Genomic DNA, 17,703 nt, shown 5'->3' with positions numbered 1-17,703 from the left:
GGGACCCTAAACATCCGAACGCATTGTCATTCCTAAACCTGCCATAGTGGATTTTTTCAATGCAACCTAGGGACGCTGTGAATTGCAAGATTTAATGCGTGAAGTGTCGGGGAGAAATAGCGACACCCTGTAAATGGTTCACTTCGTCTCCGGTGTTGGGTGCGCACAGGCAAAAATGGTTTTGGTCACTTTTGGCGAAACAACAGTGACTCGTCGCGGTCAGGCGAAAACCCGCAACATACAATTTGTGAATAAAAACTCAAGGAGTAGTTAGAACAAATCAGGAGGGAAAAACATATTTGTTCGGTAGGAATCACACCCACGCATTACAGATCACGATGATTTTCCCTTTGCCCCCCGTCGCTGGGTCCTTGGGAAATGCGCGGTATGCATGTCTTTCAGCCGGCGCTGCTCAACATGAGTATAAATTTGAGTGGTGGCAATGTCGGCATGACCAAGCATCATTTGGACGGCGCGGAGATCGGCCCCATGCTCCAAAAGATGGGTGGCAAATGAATGCCGCAACATATGGGGGGAAATGCGTTTAGTAATACCCGCCCGAAGAGCCCGCTTCCGGAGAATCCCCCAAAAACTTTGCCTGGTCATGGCTGTGCCGCGACGAGTCACAAAGAGCGCCGATGAATTGTGATGTTTCAGCAGAACAGGTCTGGCGTCCTGACAATATTCGGAAATTTTCTTTCTGGCCGTTTCTCCCATGGGGACGACGCGTTGCTTATCACGCTTCCCCGTGGCTAACAAATACCCGACCTCCAAATTCACCTGTGCAAGATCCACGCTGATGAGTTCGGAGACACGCAAGCCCGTCGCATATAAAAGTTCGACCATTGCCACATCACGCATTTCTTCCGGCCCCTCCCCTGCAGGCAATTCCAACAAGTTGGTGATTTCGGATTCCGTCAACGTTTTGGGTAACTTCAGCCATTGTTTCGGAGATCGTGGAATCTGGGCCAGCACATCGGGAATCCCATGTTCCAGGCTCAAAAACCGACAGAAACCCCGAATCGCCGCCATGCAACGCGCCACCGAGGTCGCGGACAACTCCTGGCTCCGAAGAAATTCAAGAAATCCCAAAACGACTGCAGTCGTCAATGCATGTGGATTTTGAAGGCCGATCTTCGCATAATACTGCTGAAACTTCCCCAAATCTCGGCGATACGCCTCCAGGGTATTGCGGGCAAGACCACGTTCAGCCTGTAAGATGGTGGTATAGTGATACAGCAATCGGTCAAGTTCACTTCCTTCTGTCATCGGGTTTTTCTTGGTTTGTTCCATTCAAAAGGCTTTCGTGAAGGATGAGGAACGTTCTACAGCCAACACCTGGTCGGTTCAGGTCCACAGCAAAGAGTTTTCTTGACAGTAGAGAGGGCTGGCCTTATATACGAAATTAGGAAAAAATACTGCCCCAACCCCCGACAATGCCATTCAACCCCCAATTATCTACTCGACGACTTCTCGCCGCATTCGGCTGTTTTTTTTGGTGTGCCTGCCTTGCGCTGACATGGCCAGCCCCTCTGGTTGCCCAAATTGACGAAACGCCGATAGAAGACCCCAACCCCCTGGTTGCCGTTGAGCATGAAGCGGAGAATGAACGCATTCAACGCATCAAATTTCTCTTGGAACAGGGGCAGCCTGATCAGGCCTTGGCCATGCTCGAACCGTTACTCGAGTCGGGATCCGACGCTCCCCTAGCCGACGCCTTTACACTACTTCAAGCTAAAGCAGTTCAAGCCAAGGGCGAAACCAAGCATGCCATCATCATCTTAGAACAATTTCTTGAGGAATACCCTATTTCTTCCCGGACAGACGAGGCCCGATTATTATTGGGCCAGTTATATATACAAACCACCCAGGCCAACCGAGCCATCACGGTCCTCACCAATGCCTTGAATCGATCATTAGACCCCACCACGCAAACTCAAGGGTGGCAACTCCTCCGCCAAGCGTATGAATTAAAGGGCGAGTACACCAAGGCTGTCCAAATGGCCTTGAAGCAGATGAATAAAACTCCAGATGACCAGCGGGGGGAGTTGATCGATTATATCCAAGGTCTCATTTTGCAAAAAATGTCGGAACGATCTCTAGGAGATCTCCTGGACACCTTCTCCACAAAATTCCCCGGAGACCTCGCCCTGATTCGCTTAATTGAATTGCATACGGCCCAAGGTGATGAAGTCCTCGCCGAACGAGACATTCAAGCGTTTTTACATCGGTTTCCAAATCATCCCTATGCACAAACGGCTGTGGCGCTCATGCAATCATTTATCTCAAAAATTAAAGCCCATCAGTATGTCATTGCTGCCGTGCTGCCATTTTCAGGAAAAATGAAACCCTTTGGAAGTGATGCCCTGAATGGCATTCGCCTAGCATTGGAAGAAGGACGTACTCACTTGGGGTCGAACACCCTTGGCATTGTGGTCAAAGATAGTGCCATTCCACCAGCCCAACTTCCTCATGAAGTCGAACAGGTCTTACGCGAATTTAAACCCATTGCATTAATTGGTCCGCTCTTGGCTCGACAAGTCCAGCAAGTCGCGGATTTGCCCGACTGGGCCGAGGTCCCGTTTGTGACTCCAACCGCGAGCATTTCCAATGTCAAACAATTCGGACGGTTTTGGTTCAGTACCGCCTTGACCACGCGGCTGCAAGTCACCAAGTTGGTTGACCACGCAATGCGAACCTTGGGCTTTTCACGTTTTTGCATTCTCGCGCCAGACACGAGCTATGGTAGGGAATTGGCGAGAAATTTTTATGACATCGTTCGACGAAATGGGGGCGAAATCATTGCTGCCGAATCCTACCAACGGGGAACCACCGATGCTTCGGCCCAAATTCAGAGGTTAAAAGACAGAGATCTAAGCCTCTACGGTGAAATGCTACCCTTTGAATACCCTGATACCCAAAAGGCCCCAAAACCAGGGGAAGAACAATTGGTCTATACCCCCGGCTTTGATGCCATGTTCCTTCCCGGACACCCAACGGATGTCGCTTTTCTTTCCGCACAATTGGCCTACTTCGATGTCAAAACCCCTTTGTTGGGCAGTAACACCTGGAATCATCCTGACTTACTGAAATGGGGACGCAGCACGTTGGAAAGAAGCACATTTGGTGATGCACTTTTTCTCCAAAGTACGGACCCTGATGTCCAGGAGTTTATTCAAAAATATCGAGAAAAATTTCAGCTCGATCCATCCATTTTCGCCGCCCAAGCCTATGATGCCATGCGGGTCATTTTGGATACCATCCGCCATGGGGCCACCACCGGAAGGGAAGTGCGAGACCAATTATTCATTCGTCATGATTTTCCTACCTTGGGAGGACTCGCCGCGTTTGGAGACGGTGGTGTACTCGACCGAAAAGTATATATGATCCAGGTCGCTAACGGTCGCTTTGTTCAGGTGAACTAGATCCTCGATTGACAGACCATTTCCATCCGTGCTTTCCTGCGCGAACTTGAGTCCATTTCCACAGTCACCTTCATGAATTCTTTGAGCCAAATTCTCTCGTCAATTTCAATCATGGCATTGCCGTTACTGTTGGCAATCGTCCTCCACGAATATGCCCATGGATGGGTGGCCAATTTCTTTGGAGACTCCACGGCCAAAGATCTTGGGCGGCTGACCATGAATCCCCTTCGACATATCGATCCCTTAGGCACCATTCTGGTCCCGGCGATGTGCCTATTGGCACCAGGAAATTTTCTCTTTGGGTGGGCCAAGCCCGTCCCGATCAATTCTACAAGGTTGCATAAGCCACGAAGGGACATGGCATTCGTCGCAGCAGCGGGTCCTGCCATGAACTTCTTTCTGCTCATCGCCAGCGCCGTTGTGCTCAGCCTCATCTTAGCCTTTGACACTTCGCCCACCATTCAACCCGGAGGCGAATCTCAATCCAATCTCGCGCACACTATCCTATTGCCCATCGCCGCGATGGCCCAATTTTCAATTTTGATCAACACCATTTTAATGGTCATCAATTTGATCCCAATTCCCCCCTTAGATGGCGGACGCATTATGACGAGTCTCTTGCCTCCTCAGCCCGCTCTGTTTCTTCGACAGCTAGAACCATATGGCATGTTCATTATCCTTGGGTTGATAATGGCGGACCCTTACACGCATATTATCCGGACCATTTTAATGTCCGTGTTTCAAATCCTCACAGCGACGATCCTCCCGAGCGAGCTCATGTCGTCCTAATTGTTACGAAGGAGTATGGTGGTGTCACAACGAGTCTTAAGCGGTATGCAACCCAGCGGAAGGCTGCATCTCGGCAATCTTTTGGGAGCATTGGAAAATTGGAAGAAGCTCCAAGAACACAATGAATGCTTCTTTTTTGTGGCGGACTGGCATGCCCTGTCCACCAATTACGAGGATACCCGTCAACTCAAAACGTTCGTTCGCGAAATCTTGATTGATTGGTTAGCCGCAGGGATTAATCCGGACCGCGCCACCGTGTTTATTCAATCCCATGTTCCCGAACATGCGATTTTGAATTTGCTGCTTTCGATGATCACCCCAGTATCTTGGCTGGAGCGGAACCCCACGTACAAAGAAAAACAGGAACAAATTGAGGGTCGAGATCTTCACACTTACGGGTTTTTGGGATACCCGGTTCTCCAGGCCGCGGATATCTTGCTGTATAAAGCCGATGCCGTTCCCGTCGGCAAAGACCAACTCCCTCATCTCGAACTCACCCGGGAAATCGCCAGGCGATTCAACAGCCTCTATTCACCGGTTCTGGTCGAACCCAAGGAAATGCTCACGCAATTCCCGAAGGTCATGGGTACCGACGGACGGAAAATGAGTAAAAGCTATGGAAACACCATCAACCTATCCGACTCGGAACCAGAAGTTCGCCAAAAACTGAAAACCATGGTCACCGACCCTGCCCGCGTCAGGCGAAAAGATCCGGGCAATCCCGAAGTCTGCGCGGTATTCGACTTCCACAAAATTTACTCAGGGTCCGATGTCATCAAGCAAATCGACAAAGAATGCCGGACCGCTGAAATCGGATGCATCGACTGTAAATCGTTGGTCGCGAACACTATGGTTGAGCAACTCGCACCAATCTGGGAATCCCGAAAGTCCCTCGAGGCCAACCCCAAACGACTTGAGGACATCGTGCAAAGTGGTGGGGAACATGCCACCAAAGTTTCCCAGCAAACACTTTCTGAAGTGAAAGAGGCGATGAAGATTTAACCCCAAAGCCCTCTTTTATTTAGTTTTTCTCCTTTCTCTTTAGTTCCACGATCCCGTCACCGAAAAAACCAGGGTGAGGAAGATTCCTTGACTTACTACCCCCCCAAAAGTACTATGACTTTCGCACAAGGACATTTGGACAAATCTCTTATCATTACAGGTACTTATGGCAATACGAGTTGGCATTAATGGCTTTGGCCGCATCGGCCGGAACATGTTTCGGGCTTCCCTTAATGACTCAGACATTCAGTATGTCGCAATTAACGATTTAACGGACTCCAAGACCCTGAGTCATCTTCTGTCTTACGACTCCGTGCATGGCCGATTCCACGGAGAGGTTCATGCCAAACCAAATCAGCTCGTGGTCAACGGGCAAACCATCGAAGTTCTGGCTGAACGAGACCCCAAACAATTGCCATGGGGAAAACTCGGGGTGGATGTCGTCATCGAAGCGACGGGCCGATTTACCGATCATGAAGGCGCCAGCCAACACCTTTCCGCAGGTGCCCCTCGGGTGATCATCTCGGCCCCTGGGAAAAACGCCGATCTGACGGTCGTCTTGGGAGTGAACGAAAAAACCTATGACCCCAAAAATCACCGCATCATTTCCAATGCCTCCTGCACCACCAATTGCCTTGCCACGGTGGCCAAAGTCTTGTTGGAAAATTTCGGCATTCATCATGGCTTTATGACAACGATTCATTCCTATACCAACGATCAACAGTTATTGGATCTCCCTCATAAAGATCTTCGACGTGCACGGAGCGCCGCACTTTCCATGATTCCGACATCTACGGGAGCCGCCAAGGCGTTGCATTTAGTGATCCCAGAATTAAAAGGAAAAATGGATGGCGTGGCCATTCGCGTTCCGACCCCCAACGTATCCATTGTGGATTTGGGCGTCGAAACCGAAAAGACCTGTACGGTCGAAGAAGTCAATGCGGCTTTTGCCAAGGCGGCACAAGGATCGCTGAAAGGAATTTTGGGATATTCAGAAGAGCCGATTGTATCCATCGATCTCAATGGATGCTCAAATTCCGCGACTGTGGATTCACTCTTGACTGCCGTCATGGATGGAAATTTCGTCAAAGTGTTTGCCTGGTACGACAATGAATGGGGATATTCGTGCCGGTTACGAGACTTAGTGAAATTTGTCGCGGCTCAAAAATAATCCTTCGTCTTTTCTGCCCTCTAGACTGCGGGAAGGCAGCGAGGATGGGAGAAAGGATTTCGCGTGCATATCACCAAACAAACCATCGATCAGGTTGACCTTCGCGGCAAGCGCGTCATCATTCGGGTAGACTTTAATGTTCCCCTTGATGACACCTTACAAATCACAGACGATTCCCGGATTCGCGCCGCATTGCCCACCATCAATCATACCGTTGACGAAGGTGGGATGGTCATTCTCTGCTCCCATCTTGGTCGCCCCAAAGGAAAACCCTCTCCAGAATTGAGCCTCGCGCCTGTAGCCAAGCGCTTAAAACGGTTCTTAGGGAAAGAGGTCATTTTCTCTCCAGACTGCGTGGGCCCAAAGGTGAAAAACCTGGTGAGTCAACTCAAACCTGGCGACGTCCTCCTTCTTGAAAACCTTCGCTTCCATCCGGAAGAAGAATCCAACGATGAACAGTTTGCTGCAGAACTCGCATCTTTAGGCGACGTGTATATTAATGAAGCCTTTGGCGCAGCCCATCGTTCGCATGCCTCAACAGCGGGAATCACGAAATTTATCAAAACTTCTGCCGCCGGCTATCTGATGAAACGCGAGGTGGAATACCTCGAAGGAGCGGTGGAAAAACCCATCCGTCCCTTTGTCGCTATTCTAGGCGGCGCCAAGGTGTCAGGAAAAATTGGCGTCATCGAAAACTTAGGAAAGAAAGTCGACAAAGTGATTATCGGCGGCGGCATGGCCTTCACGTTTATCAAAGCCATGGGGTTGGAAATTGGTCGTTCCATGGTCGAAGACGATATGTTGGAATTTGCGAAAGGCATACACCAACATGCCCTCGAACGGGGGGTAAAATTTTATTTACCCGTCGATTGCGTAGTGGCCGCCAGTCTCGATCCCGGAGCCGAAACCAAAATTGTGCCAACCCAGGAAATTCCTGAAGGCTGGTATGGCATGGATATCGGCCCAGCTTCGGTGAAATTATTTTCCGAGGCCATTCAAAATGCCAAAACCATCTTATGGAACGGCCCCATGGGCATGTTTGAGCGAGATGCCTTTGCACGAGGCACGCAGGCCATTGCCCATGCCGTGGCCAATGCCTATGCCCTCACCATCGTCGGTGGAGGTGATACAGCTCTAGCCGTTCATCGGTCAGGAGAAACCGATAGCATGTCGTTTATTTCTACTGGTGGTGGAGCAGCGCTTCAACTTCTTGAAGGCGGGGAAATGCCCGGCCTCGCTGCACTCCCCGATCGCTAAGCTTCCCCAACACAGACAACCTCTAGCGAAAATATGATGAGAACGCGCCTTATTGCCGGAAATTGGAAAATGCACAAAACCGTCGCGGAAGCGGTGGAGTTCGTGAATGATTTCCGACAGGCCATGCCATCCTCTACGGCCATCGACATTCTCCTGGCGCCTCCGTTTGTCAGCCTCTTTGCCATTCATCAAACCATGACAGCCAATGACCGATTTACCCTGGCAGGCCAAAATCTTCATTGGGAGAAGGAGGGAGCATTCACGGGTGAAATCTCCGGACCGATGCTTAAAGCTTTGGGATGCACCTTTGTGCTGGTAGGACATTCTGAACGACGTCAGCTGTTTGGAGAATCCAATGCTGATGTCAACAATAAAGTAAACGCCGCATTAGAACATGGATTGGGTCCCATCGTATGTATTGGCGAGACCTTGGAGGAACGCGACGCAGGAAAGACCCAAGCCATTGTGAAGGATCAGTTACTCAAGGGACTCTCAGGACTCTCCGCTGAAAAAGTGTCCAAGATCACTATCGCATATGAACCCGTTTGGGCCATTGGCACAGGACGAGCCGCGACTATTGAACAAGCAGAAGAGGTGCATACCTTTATTCGCGCTACCCTCACATCCGAATGGGGACGCGAGGTTCAGGATGTTCGAATCTTGTACGGGGGAAGTGTTGGTCCACAAAATGCCGAGGCGTTGTTCGGCTGTGCGGAAATCGATGGGGCCTTGATAGGAAAAGCTTGTCTTGACCCCGCAACCTTTGCTAAGATTTGCAGCCTTGCAGTATCGGCCTCAACCTAAACATTCAACGAACCAAAAACTATGTACACTCTCACTGTCATTCTGCACCTCATTGTTTGCTTTCTCATGATTGCCGCCATCTTGCTTCAGTCAGGAAAAGGGGCAGAAATCGGTGCGGCATTTGGCGGATCGAGTCAAACGGTGTTTGGTAGTCGTGGGCCAGGAACCTTCCTGAGCAAAATCACAGTAGGAGCCGCGGTAATCTTTATGTTGACGTCGTTGAGCTTGGCCATACTTTCTAAAAAAGAACACTCTCTATCCTCGGTGATTCCTCTTACTTCGAGCGAACCGGCAACCGCTCCAGCTTCCGCACCCCCAGCCACAGCTACTGAATCCTCAACTCACGATTCAGAAGAACATTCAAAGTAACCCGTTCGGTCAGCCTTCAATTTCAAAAAGCCGAAATCCAAAATTTGAATTTGTTTCGGACTTCGATACTCGTGTTTCGAAATTACTTCTGCATCAAAGAAGTAAATTGTGATGGAAAAGGTGGATCGAAGGAAAAAAGGCAGGACTAGTGCGTTAAACTGGCGCCAGCCAATTCAGGTGCGTCGGGTCTTCACCCTTGACGATATCAAAGAAGGCTTGTTGCAAAAGTGTGGTCACGGGACCGCGTTTACCTTCACCAACGGTGCGGTCGTCAATCTCCCGGACAGGGGTCACTTCGGCAGCCGTTCCTGTAAGAAACACTTCGTCCGCTACGTACATGGCATCACGAGTGAAGCGTTCTTCCACCACAGGAATTTTTCGTTCTCTGGCCAGGGTCATGATGGCATCACGCGTGATGCCTTCGAGAATCGAGGTAAGCGGAGTGGTTTTGAGAACCCCTTTGCTCATGATAAACACATTCTCCCCGGTTCCTTCAGCCACATATCCCTCGGGATCGAGAAGAATAGCCTCATCATAGCCTGAGTTTTTGGCTTCACATTTGGCCAAGATAGAATTTACGTAATATCCAGAGACCTTGGCACGCGTCATCGACACATTCACATGGTGACGAGTAAAAGAAGATAACTTGGCCCGAATACCCTGAACCAACGCATCTTCCCCCAAATACGTTCCCCACGGCCAAGCCGCAATGCTTAATTTGATTGGGTTGTTTCCCGGATACAAACCCATTTCGCCGTAGCCTATGTACAATAGGGGACGTATGTAACACGATTCCAACCGGTTCATCCGAACTGTCTCAATAATCGCATCCGCCACTTCTTTTTTACTATAGGGAACTTTCATGGCCATGATATGGGCGGACTCAAACAATCGATCAACGTGCTCTTTCAACCGAAAAATGGCAGACCCTTTGGCGCCCTTATAGCACCGAATACCCTCAAAGGCGGCCAGCCCATAATGCAGGGAATGGGTCAGGACATGAACATTGGCCTCATTCCAATTGACGAATTGGCCATCCATCCAAATTTTTTCACTTGCGGTAACCATGTCCTGTGGTTATCCTCTATTTAATAACAGGTGTCGCTGCGACTTCTTCATCCAGCCGCGTATATAGCCCAGCGGATAAAACCCTGTCAATTAAGAGCGCAGAAGAGACCAATTCCCCCCCATGGGTTGACAGGATCTGAGCCTGCATGATATTCCTGCACGGCTCAGGAGGAAAGATTACACTATGTATGCAATTCTTGAAACAGGTGGAAAACAATATCGTGTGGAACCAGGTTCCACGCTACAGGTGGAAAACCTTGATGCCGAAGAAGGGCAAACGGTCGAATTAAAGCCGGTTCGGTTTATTTCCGGCGACAATGGGGGTACCCTGGGCCAACCAGAAGTTGACCAGGCCCATGTGAAAGCCACCGTCGTCCGAAATGGACGCACCCGCTCCATCACCGTCTTTAAGAAAAAGCGGCGAAAGGGGTTCAAGCGTACCAAAGGCCATCGGCAAGGGTTTACACAAATTCGCATTGACGAAATTGTCGCAAGCTGAAGACTTGATTGAAGACTGAGGAGATTTCATGGCACATAAAAAAGGTGGCGGATCATCACGAAACGGACGAGATAGCAATCCACAATATCTCGGCGTCAAGCGATACGAGGGGCAACTCGTCAAGGCGGGCAATATCCTCATCCGTCAACGCGGCACCAAATTCCATCCTGGCTTAAACGTCGGCATGGGCAAAGATCACACGCTATTTGCCAAATCTCCCGGCATCGTTAAATTTGAGGGTGGTGAAGCCCGCCGCAAGATCAGCATCTACCCATCAGCGTAAGTCCTTTCTGTTTCCCCCTAGGTTCCTCTATAATCTTCCATCTAAGTACTTCGGGTTTGGGGTGAAGTCCGCCCATCCGATTTGGGAAAACGTATGTTTATCGATCACGCAAAAATATATGTGAAGGCTGGAAACGGCGGGAGTGGGGTATCGAGCTTTCGGCGTGAGAAATACGTCCCGTTCGGCGGCCCCAATGGCGGGGACGGTGGCAACGGGGGAAATGTGGTGTTTCAAGCATCCCACCGGTCCACAACTCTTCTGGACTTAAAATATCTCAACCATTTTGAAGCTAAGAATGGACGTCCGGGAGCTACCTCCAATAAACATGGACGCAACGGTGCCGATGTCACCGTCACGGTTCCAGTGGGCACCATCATCAAAGATTTTGATACACAAGACGTCCTGGTCGATCTGGTCGAAGACGGACAGATTGCCGTCATTGCACGCGGCGGAAAAGGCGGGAGGGGCAATGCGCGATTTGCGACCTCGACCAATCGCGCCCCTACAAAATTCGAAACAGGCACACCGGGCGAAGAATTTACGTTACAACTCGAATTAAAATTGCTCGCCGACGTAGGGCTGGTTGGTTACCCCAATGCTGGGAAGTCTACGCTGATTTCCACGCTCTCCGCCGCGCGTCCGGAAATTGCGGATTATCCCTTCACCACCTTGAAACCCAATCTTGGCGTCGTCCAGTTGGGGGACTATCGCAGCTTTGTGATGGCCGACATTCCCGGGCTCATCGAAGGGGCGCACACGGGGAAAGGATTGGGCATTCAATTCTTAAAACATATTCAGCGCACCGCGTTTCTCCTTTATCTCATCGATATTTCGGAATGGGCCCCGGAAGATCCCGTGGAGGCATTAGAAGTCCTTCGACGCGAACTGGCGACGTTCGACGAACATTTGGGAGAGCGGCCCTATGCCATCATTGGAACGAAGCTTGATCTGAAAGGCGATGGCAGCCATGTGGTCAAACTTCAGGAATATTGCGAGAAACACCAATTGCCATTCTTCACTATCTCTTCCGCCACACGAGAAGGCATTGATGCGCTGGTCCCGTATATTGGGTCCCGGTTAGATGAGATCAAAGACACATGCAACGTCAGCTAATCACCGGCGCAAAACGCGTCGTCCTGAAAATCGGCAGCAGCTTGGTCGCGTCTCGCAACCTCGGCTTGCGACACGATTTCATTGCCCAACTGTCTAGGGCAATCGCCGAGCTGAAATCGCAACAACGCGAAATCGTCATGGTCTCTTCGGGAGCCATTGTCGCCGGCATTGAAAAATTAGGACTAAAAACCTATCCCCAAAGCATCCCGCTGAAACAAGCCGCCGCCGCCGCAGGACAAAGCTATTTAATTCATGCCTACGAAAAATGTTTTCAAGACATGGGGCAAAAAGTCGCGCAGGTTCTGCTCACGCATCAGGACCTTTCCGACCGCAAACGCTTTCTCAACGCTCGGCATACCTTGACCACGCTCATCGAGTTGGGGGTCATTCCCATCATTAACGAAAACGATACGGTCTCGGTGGAGGAAATTCGTTTTGGCGATAATGACACGCTCGCCGGGCAAGTGGCTCACCTGGTGGATGCGGATTTATTTGTGATTTTATCCGACGTCAACGGTCTCTACACCGAAGATCCCCGGCAAAATCCTCAGGCCGAACTCCTTTCGGTGGTAGAAGAAATCACCCCACAGATTGAACACGCCGCTGGAAAATCACGGGGGCAAGAAAGCCGAGGCGGCATGATCACCAAAATCCAAGCCGCCAAACATGTGGGGCAATTCGGGGTCTCCACCCTCATCATGAATGGCGAGCCTGCACAATGCTTGGCGCAGGCATTCGCGGGAGAAAACCAGGGCACGTTATTTCTTCCTCAAGGCCGACGCCTTCCCAGCCGGAAACATTGGATCGCCTTCACCCTGCGAACCAAAGGCCAATTGATTTTGGATGACGGGGCGGTTGAAGCCTTACGGCACCGAGGAAAAAGTTTGCTGGCCTCAGGCATCTTGGACATCAGAGGAGTATTTTCCTCCGGCGACTCGGTCTCCTGCCTCGATACGAACGGAAAAGAATTTGCCAAAGGACTTGTCAATGTGTCATCGGACTCCCTCGCCAGGATCAAGGGACTCAAGACAAAGGACGTGCAGCAAATCTTAGGGGGCAAGGAATACGAAGAGGTGATTCATCGCGACAACCTCGCACTGCTTTAAGGCTCTACGGTTGTCATCCTGAGCGCAGCGAAGAATCTCTCGTTCGAAAAAGCAGATTCTTCGCTTCACTTAGAATGACAACGATTGTGTTCAAAAATTTCATACTCTCCCTTATTCCATTGTAAGGCTCACCAGATTATTCTCGGCTCATGAAAATTGGTCTTCTCGGCGGAACATTCAATCCTATCCATAAGGGGCATCTCCATATTGCCGACCAAACCCGGACTCGGCTCGGATTCGACCAGATCCTGTTTATTCCCACGGGCGACCCGCCCCACAAATCCCTCACCTCTCTCGCCCCGGCCCATCATCGATTAGCCATGGTCAAATTGGCCACACAGCCATTTCCCTACTTTCAGGTCTCAGATATCGAAGCCACCTCCTCCGAAACCTGCTACACGATTGATACTCTCAATGCGCTCAAAGACCAAATTGAAGGGGAACTGTTTTTCCTGGTCGGCCTCGACGCCTTTCTGGATTTTCCCACGTGGAAAGCCGCCGACCAATTGTTCACCAATGCCAATTTCATTGTGCTTTCCCGGCCTGGCGTTCAGTTCGCTGAAACCACCGCGCTTCCCCTCCTCCCTCGAATTTCCGAAAAGGACGTAAATGCCCTGGACCAAGGGGTACGAGACCATGTGGAAATTCCAACCTCGCCCAGCACCACCATCACCTTCCTGGCCCTGCCTCCCTGCGATATTTCCGCCTCCGCCATTCGCGATCGCCTCCAAAAAGGCCTCAGCGTAACGGATTGGTTGCCCGCCCCTATTGAATCTTATATAATCGAGCATCATTTGTATGGGACGTAATAAGGAGTTTCGTTATTTCTGACAACATTAAAGCCAAAGCCCTGGCCATGGGCCGAGTGGCCCTGGAAAAGAAAGCCTCAGATGTCGTAATTCTTGAGGTCGGGCACCTGACCTCAGTCGCTGATTACTTTATATTCTGTTCCGGAAATTCAGCCCGTCAAACCAACGCCATTGCGGACGCCATCCAGGATGAGCTCAAAAAAGTGTTTAAGGTTCTGCCAACCGTGGAAGGCACGTCCTCGGGAACCTGGATCCTCTTAGACTATGGCGACATCATCGTCCATATCTTCCATGAAGATATTCGCGCCTTTTATGGCATTGAGAACATGTGGCGAGATGCGAAGGAAATTCCCCAATCAGAGTATGACTCGATCCCTTCGAAGCCTCTGGTCTCAACACGCAAACCCAACAGCGCGGCCCTTGTTCCCCAGGCCAGCTAACCCCTGCGTCTCTAACCGTTCACACACATTTCGGGAGCAACCCAGCAACGGAGCCCACTCATGACAGACTACATGCTCTTAGCCGATAAAGTGTTACACGATGAAGAAATCACCCGCGAAGAAGGCCTGGCCCTGCTCCACACTCCGGATGAAGAACTCCTGGGATTGATCAACGCCGCCTATCGAATTCGGCATCGGCACTTTGGGAACACCGTCACCTTGCAAATGCTCTTCAATGCCAAAAGCGGGGCCTGCATTGAAGACTGCCATTACTGCTCGCAATCATCCATTTCCAAGGCCCCGATCGAGCGCTATGCCCTCGTCGAGCCTGAGCAAATGCTCACGGCGGCACGACGCGCCGCCGAATCCAAAGCCCAACGCTACTGTGTGGTGATTAGCGGAAGAAGCCCATTAGATCGGGAAATTGACGTCGTCTCCAAAGCGGTTCGTCAAATCAAAGAAGAACTGCCTATTCAGGTATGTTGTTCTCTCGGCCTCCTCACCGAGCCACAAGCCAAATCACTCAAAGCCGCAGGGGTAGACCGCATCAATCACAACCTGAACACCAGCGAAGCCTATCACGCCTCCATTTGCACCACGCACACGTTTCAAGACCGGCTCACCACGCTCAACAACGCAAGAGCCGCCGGGCTCGAACTGTGTTCGGGTGGCATCGTGGGCATGGGAGAACAAGACGAAGACCTCGTGGACCTCGCCTTATCCTTAAAAGAACTCAACCCGGATTCCATCCCCCTCAACATGCTCCACCCCCAAGCCGGAACACCCTTGGAAGACTGCAATCATTTAACCCCACAACGTTGCCTCAAAATCATGAGCATGTTCCGCTTCATTCACCCCAAACGCGAGCTACGCGCCGCCGGAGGCCGCGAATTCAACTTACGCTCACTCCAACCCTTGGCCCTGTACGTCGCCGACTCCCTCTTCGTCAACGGCTACCTCACCACCCCCGGAGACCCCGCCCACGAAGTCCAAAAAATGATCGAGGACATGGGCTTCGAAGTGGCGGTGAATTCATCCGCTTGCTCGGCTTAATTCCGCTCTCGGTCAAAAACCATTACTTTTTCTGGTGATAAAAAAGCGAATTAACTTGGTAGGACGGTAATCTTAGCCGCCAGGCAGGCTTTGCGAAGTTTGTGATCGAGCGTTGCCAGAGGCACATCACGCCGCTGGGCTAATTCGACATATGAAGCATCGTAGGTGGTCAAGTCAAACTTCTGGGCTAGAGTAAGGGTCTCTTCAAAAGACCGTTCCGTGGAAGTCGCATCAATCTCTATTGGCAACGCCCAAAGTTCTTTGATCACACGCCCCATATCCTTCGCGTTAAGTCTTCCACGCTTCACGGCAATCCGAAGAACGTTTCCGATCTCTAAAGGCCAAACTGGAGGAACAACCGCAACATCGTCAGTCAGACGATCACACAAACGATCAATGCTAGGATCAGATTCATCAGGCAAGACCCAAGCTAATGCCACAGAACTATCCAACACAAAAGGCATCAGTAGCGGTGCCCCTGATGGGCCAACTCGCGTAGGCTTTCGCCCTTTTTAAGTAACCCTCGGATCTTGACACCTCGTTTGCGGAGAGTCTCTCGAAAAGAACGGATGTCAGCGATGGTTCGACGAACGGACTCGGGATCAGCCCGAGTGACAGGAACCAATTCCGCCACAGGCCGCCCATGCTTGGTAATAACAAATCGCTCACCCTTTTGAGTGCGTTCCAGTAATTTAGGCAAGTGGGTTTTCGCGTCGTAAGCACCAACTTCAGGCATATAAATCCTCTCTTCATTTAGACTAGTTATAGACCAGTTTAAGGCGAATCGTCTACCCTGTCAATGGAGAGAATGAGGGCATATTCTTCCCGGATAGAACATGTTCCGCTTCATCCATCCTAAACACGAACTCCGCGCCGCCGGAGGCCGCGAATTCAATTTACGCTCGCTTCAACCCCTGGCCCTCTATGTCGCCGACTCCCTCCTCGTCAACGGCGACCTCACCACCCCCGGAGACCCAGCCCATGAAGTCCAGAAAATGATCGAGGACATGGGGTTCGAAGTGGCAGTGAATTCTTCTGCCTGTACGGCGTAATCTTCAGATTTAGATGAGTAGTAACGGGATAGTTAAAACAAGCTAGCGGGATGCAAGCTCGCGAGCGTGCGTGATTTCACGTTTACCGATAGGACGAACCTTAGAAGATTCTAACGTAACCACTGCGGCTGTTTTGCCTTCCAGCGTGCTAAATTCGACTTCGTAGGCTTCACCATCACGATAGACATGAACCACCGTCCCAACATCTCCTGCCACCAAGCCTTCAGAAGAAACGTCATCGGCTAACACAATTCGGTCATGTTCTTTGATCATCGTAATGGCTCCTAGTCTTTCGGGTATGCGGTCACCAAACGAGGTACATCTTCCTGGGTGTCAAGAATCCAAATTGTTCGCACATTGGCTGTCTTCCCGGAGGGCGACTGTAAGGCACCATCTACAATATACTTCTTCCCGTGGATGGATGTCATGCTTTTTGTTGTAGGAGAATTGCGTAATAATTCCCGTAAGGCATCGGCCAATATCTCCCAATTCTCGCGTTTGAAACCCTGAGCAATAATAAACTCCGCCTTCCCAAATCCATCCGGATGACCGACATTAAGTAGATAATCCAGCACCTTTTCGCGTTCGACGATGGCATGTTCTTCATTGGGTATGTTCATTCAGGTTACACCAAGACCAGATGTCGACGAGTGTATTTCAAAAAGCCTTGGGCTTTAGCTTCATCCAAACGGCGAGTGATAGTGGTTAGCGCTTGGTCGAACACGAGCGCTGTAACTCAAGGCAAGTATCAGAAAGTTGAAGGGCAAGGAGTAAACGCTGTGCGGGAGACAAGGCTCGAGCCTCATCAAGTTTCTCCTGAGGCAAACGTTCACTCAAAGCACTGGGACGACGGGGGGACGGGTTGGCGATGACGACGGATTGGTAGACATGGACTCAATTGTACACCGGTTCTATCCGATCGAAAAGCCCTAACAACAGACCCCCGCCCCTTTTAGGGTTCCCCGAGAATAAAGATCTCACCCTTCGAAGACCGGCACCTGATCAAGCATTCGGGCATAGGAATCTGGAAAATTGTGGTCCACGCAGGCACGCTTGATGATCTCCATATAACTTTGAGAGGGCGCAATAAAATCAGACTTTTCTTGGACGGTGTACACCCACACGTTTTCCAATGTAGCATCTTTGGAGGCAATGGTGGTAAGGGAACGTCCGTAGCAACGAGGATACCCTTCATACCGATCAAGCGCCGCAAGATCACCATTCGTAATGGAATACACTAATCCCCAAACCTCGCCTTGCGCGTTCTCCACCACGTCAGCGACACCGCAAGACCATCCATTGGAATACCAAGTGAACGCAAGCTGAAATCCCCTAAGACAGCCAGGGGTAAGGACTTTGGCCTGAGGACACCGATCCTGCATAGCGGCAAGATCAAGATTGGACCCATAAGAAAAATAGAGCTTCATGATCATTCAAAAGAGGATGTGGGGTTTGTGGTGGTG

23 protein-coding genes are annotated in these 17,703 nt (G+C 50.7%); 15 read left to right on the top strand and 8 right to left on the bottom strand.

The annotated features are described in order from the left end of the window. Positions 1-333: 333 nt before the first annotated feature. Positions 334-1,269, bottom strand: coding sequence for a site-specific tyrosine recombinase XerD (gene xerD, locus PPG34_RS14180; RefSeq protein WP_313834068.1), 936 nt, complete (start codon positions 1,267-1,269; stop codon positions 334-336). A 167-nt stretch (positions 1,270-1,436) separates the two neighbouring features. Between xerD and PPG34_RS14175 the strand changes: the two genes are divergently transcribed. The 7 genes from PPG34_RS14175 (at position 1,437) to secG (ending at position 8,817) form a co-directional block, all read left to right on the top strand. Then, the gene (locus PPG34_RS14175) at positions 1,437-3,425 is read left to right on the top strand and encodes a penicillin-binding protein activator (RefSeq protein ID WP_313834067.1); all 1,989 of its coding nucleotides are present in this window, start codon (positions 1,437-1,439) and stop codon (positions 3,423-3,425) included. A gap of 72 nt (positions 3,426-3,497) precedes the next feature. Continuing rightward, positions 3,498-4,214: a site-2 protease family protein gene (locus tag PPG34_RS14170; RefSeq protein ID WP_313834066.1), complete on the top strand. Its 717-nt coding sequence runs from the start codon at positions 3,498-3,500 to the stop codon at positions 4,212-4,214. A 15-nt stretch (positions 4,215-4,229) separates the two neighbouring features. Beyond that, positions 4,230-5,216, top strand: a complete 987-nt coding sequence (gene trpS / locus PPG34_RS14165) for a tryptophan--tRNA ligase (RefSeq protein WP_313834065.1) — start codon at positions 4,230-4,232, stop codon at positions 5,214-5,216. 166 nt (positions 5,217-5,382) lie between these two features. Then, on the top strand, positions 5,383-6,387 hold the full coding sequence (gene gap / locus PPG34_RS14160) for a type I glyceraldehyde-3-phosphate dehydrogenase (RefSeq protein WP_313834064.1): 1,005 nt from the start codon (positions 5,383-5,385) through the stop codon (positions 6,385-6,387). 69 nt (positions 6,388-6,456) lie between these two features. Next, positions 6,457-7,644 carry a phosphoglycerate kinase gene (locus tag PPG34_RS14155; protein ID WP_420888102.1) on the top strand — a complete coding sequence of 396 codons (1,188 nt, stop codon included), beginning with the start codon at positions 6,457-6,459 and terminating at the stop codon, positions 7,642-7,644. A 33-nt stretch (positions 7,645-7,677) separates the two neighbouring features. Then, positions 7,678-8,448 (top strand): triose-phosphate isomerase, encoded by a 771-nt coding sequence (tpiA, locus tag PPG34_RS14150; protein ID WP_313834062.1) that lies wholly within the window; start codon positions 7,678-7,680, stop codon positions 8,446-8,448. 21 nt (positions 8,449-8,469) lie between these two features. Further along, entirely contained in the window at positions 8,470-8,817 is a 348-nt protein-coding gene (gene secG, locus PPG34_RS14145; RefSeq protein WP_313834061.1) for a preprotein translocase subunit SecG, read from the top strand. Between the two features lie 153 nt (positions 8,818-8,970). Here the strand turns inward: secG and PPG34_RS14140 are convergent, their stop codons facing one another. Both PPG34_RS14140 and PPG34_RS14135 read right to left on the bottom strand, forming a co-directional pair. Further along, positions 8,971-9,885: a branched-chain amino acid transaminase gene (locus PPG34_RS14140; RefSeq protein WP_313834060.1), complete on the bottom strand. Its 915-nt coding sequence runs from the start codon at positions 9,883-9,885 to the stop codon at positions 8,971-8,973. Positions 9,886-9,901: 16 nt separating this feature from the next. After that, complete coding sequence (locus PPG34_RS14135) at positions 9,902-10,033, bottom strand: hypothetical protein (protein WP_313834059.1); 132 nt, start codon at positions 10,031-10,033, stop codon at positions 9,902-9,904. A 36-nt stretch (positions 10,034-10,069) separates the two neighbouring features. Between PPG34_RS14135 and rplU the strand changes: the two genes are divergently transcribed. The 7 genes from rplU (at position 10,070) to bioB (ending at position 15,188) form a co-directional block, all read left to right on the top strand. Then, the gene (rplU, locus tag PPG34_RS14130; protein WP_313834058.1) at positions 10,070-10,384 is read left to right on the top strand and encodes a 50S ribosomal protein L21; all 315 of its coding nucleotides are present in this window, start codon (positions 10,070-10,072) and stop codon (positions 10,382-10,384) included. 28 nt (positions 10,385-10,412) lie between these two features. Next, positions 10,413-10,667, top strand: a complete 255-nt coding sequence (gene rpmA / locus PPG34_RS14125; RefSeq protein ID WP_313834057.1) for a 50S ribosomal protein L27 — start codon at positions 10,413-10,415, stop codon at positions 10,665-10,667. Between the two features lie 93 nt (positions 10,668-10,760). Continuing rightward, entirely contained in the window at positions 10,761-11,780 is a 1,020-nt protein-coding gene (gene obgE / locus PPG34_RS14120; RefSeq protein WP_313834056.1) for a GTPase ObgE, read from the top strand. Beyond that, positions 11,765-12,886 (top strand): glutamate 5-kinase, encoded by a 1,122-nt coding sequence (gene proB / locus PPG34_RS14115; protein WP_313834055.1) that lies wholly within the window; start codon positions 11,765-11,767, stop codon positions 12,884-12,886. The genes obgE and proB overlap by 16 nt, the downstream gene beginning before the upstream one ends. A 149-nt stretch (positions 12,887-13,035) precedes the next feature. After that, positions 13,036-13,695 carry a nicotinate-nucleotide adenylyltransferase gene (gene nadD, locus PPG34_RS14110; protein ID WP_313834054.1) on the top strand — a complete coding sequence of 220 codons (660 nt, stop codon included), beginning with the start codon at positions 13,036-13,038 and terminating at the stop codon, positions 13,693-13,695. Positions 13,696-13,742: 47 nt separating this feature from the next. After that, positions 13,743-14,135: a ribosome silencing factor gene (gene rsfS, locus PPG34_RS14105; protein ID WP_313834053.1), complete on the top strand. Its 393-nt coding sequence runs from the start codon at positions 13,743-13,745 to the stop codon at positions 14,133-14,135. A gap of 60 nt (positions 14,136-14,195) precedes the next feature. Continuing rightward, positions 14,196-15,188, top strand: coding sequence for a biotin synthase BioB (gene bioB / locus PPG34_RS14100; protein ID WP_313834052.1), 993 nt, complete (start codon positions 14,196-14,198; stop codon positions 15,186-15,188). A 50-nt stretch (positions 15,189-15,238) separates the two neighbouring features. Here bioB and PPG34_RS14095 read toward each other — a convergent pair whose 3' ends face one another. Continuing rightward, entirely contained in the window at positions 15,239-15,652 is a 414-nt protein-coding gene (locus tag PPG34_RS14095; protein ID WP_313834051.1) for a type II toxin-antitoxin system VapC family toxin, read from the bottom strand. Continuing rightward, entirely contained in the window at positions 15,652-15,924 is a 273-nt protein-coding gene (locus tag PPG34_RS14090; protein ID WP_313834050.1) for a type II toxin-antitoxin system Phd/YefM family antitoxin, read from the bottom strand. The genes PPG34_RS14095 and PPG34_RS14090 overlap by 1 nt, the downstream gene beginning before the upstream one ends. A 100-nt stretch (positions 15,925-16,024) precedes the next feature. On the opposite strand from PPG34_RS14090, the gene PPG34_RS14085 reads away from it, so the two are divergent. Further along, positions 16,025-16,240, top strand: coding sequence for a hypothetical protein (locus PPG34_RS14085; RefSeq protein WP_313834049.1), 216 nt, complete (start codon positions 16,025-16,027; stop codon positions 16,238-16,240). 42 nt (positions 16,241-16,282) lie between these two features. On the opposite strand, the gene PPG34_RS14080 is transcribed toward PPG34_RS14085, so the two are convergent. The 3 genes from PPG34_RS14080 to PPG34_RS14070 all read right to left on the bottom strand — a co-directional run bounded on the left by PPG34_RS14080 (position 16,283) and on the right by PPG34_RS14070 (position 17,667). After that, complete coding sequence (locus PPG34_RS14080; protein WP_313834048.1) at positions 16,283-16,513, bottom strand: DUF4926 domain-containing protein; 231 nt, start codon at positions 16,511-16,513, stop codon at positions 16,283-16,285. Positions 16,514-16,524: 11 nt separating this feature from the next. Then, on the bottom strand, positions 16,525-16,860 hold the full coding sequence (locus PPG34_RS14075) for a DUF6883 domain-containing protein (RefSeq protein ID WP_313834047.1): 336 nt from the start codon (positions 16,858-16,860) through the stop codon (positions 16,525-16,527). Between the two features lie 357 nt (positions 16,861-17,217). Further along, entirely contained in the window at positions 17,218-17,667 is a 450-nt protein-coding gene (locus PPG34_RS14070) for a gamma-glutamylcyclotransferase family protein (RefSeq protein WP_313834046.1), read from the bottom strand. Positions 17,668-17,703: the final 36 nt, after the last annotated feature.

This window comes from Candidatus Nitronereus thalassa, assembly GCF_032191465.1.
GTDB classification, from domain to species: Bacteria; Nitrospirota; Nitrospiria; order Nitrospirales; family UBA8639; genus Nitronereus; species Nitronereus thalassa.
This window is presented reverse-complemented; position numbering and strand designations above follow the sequence as displayed.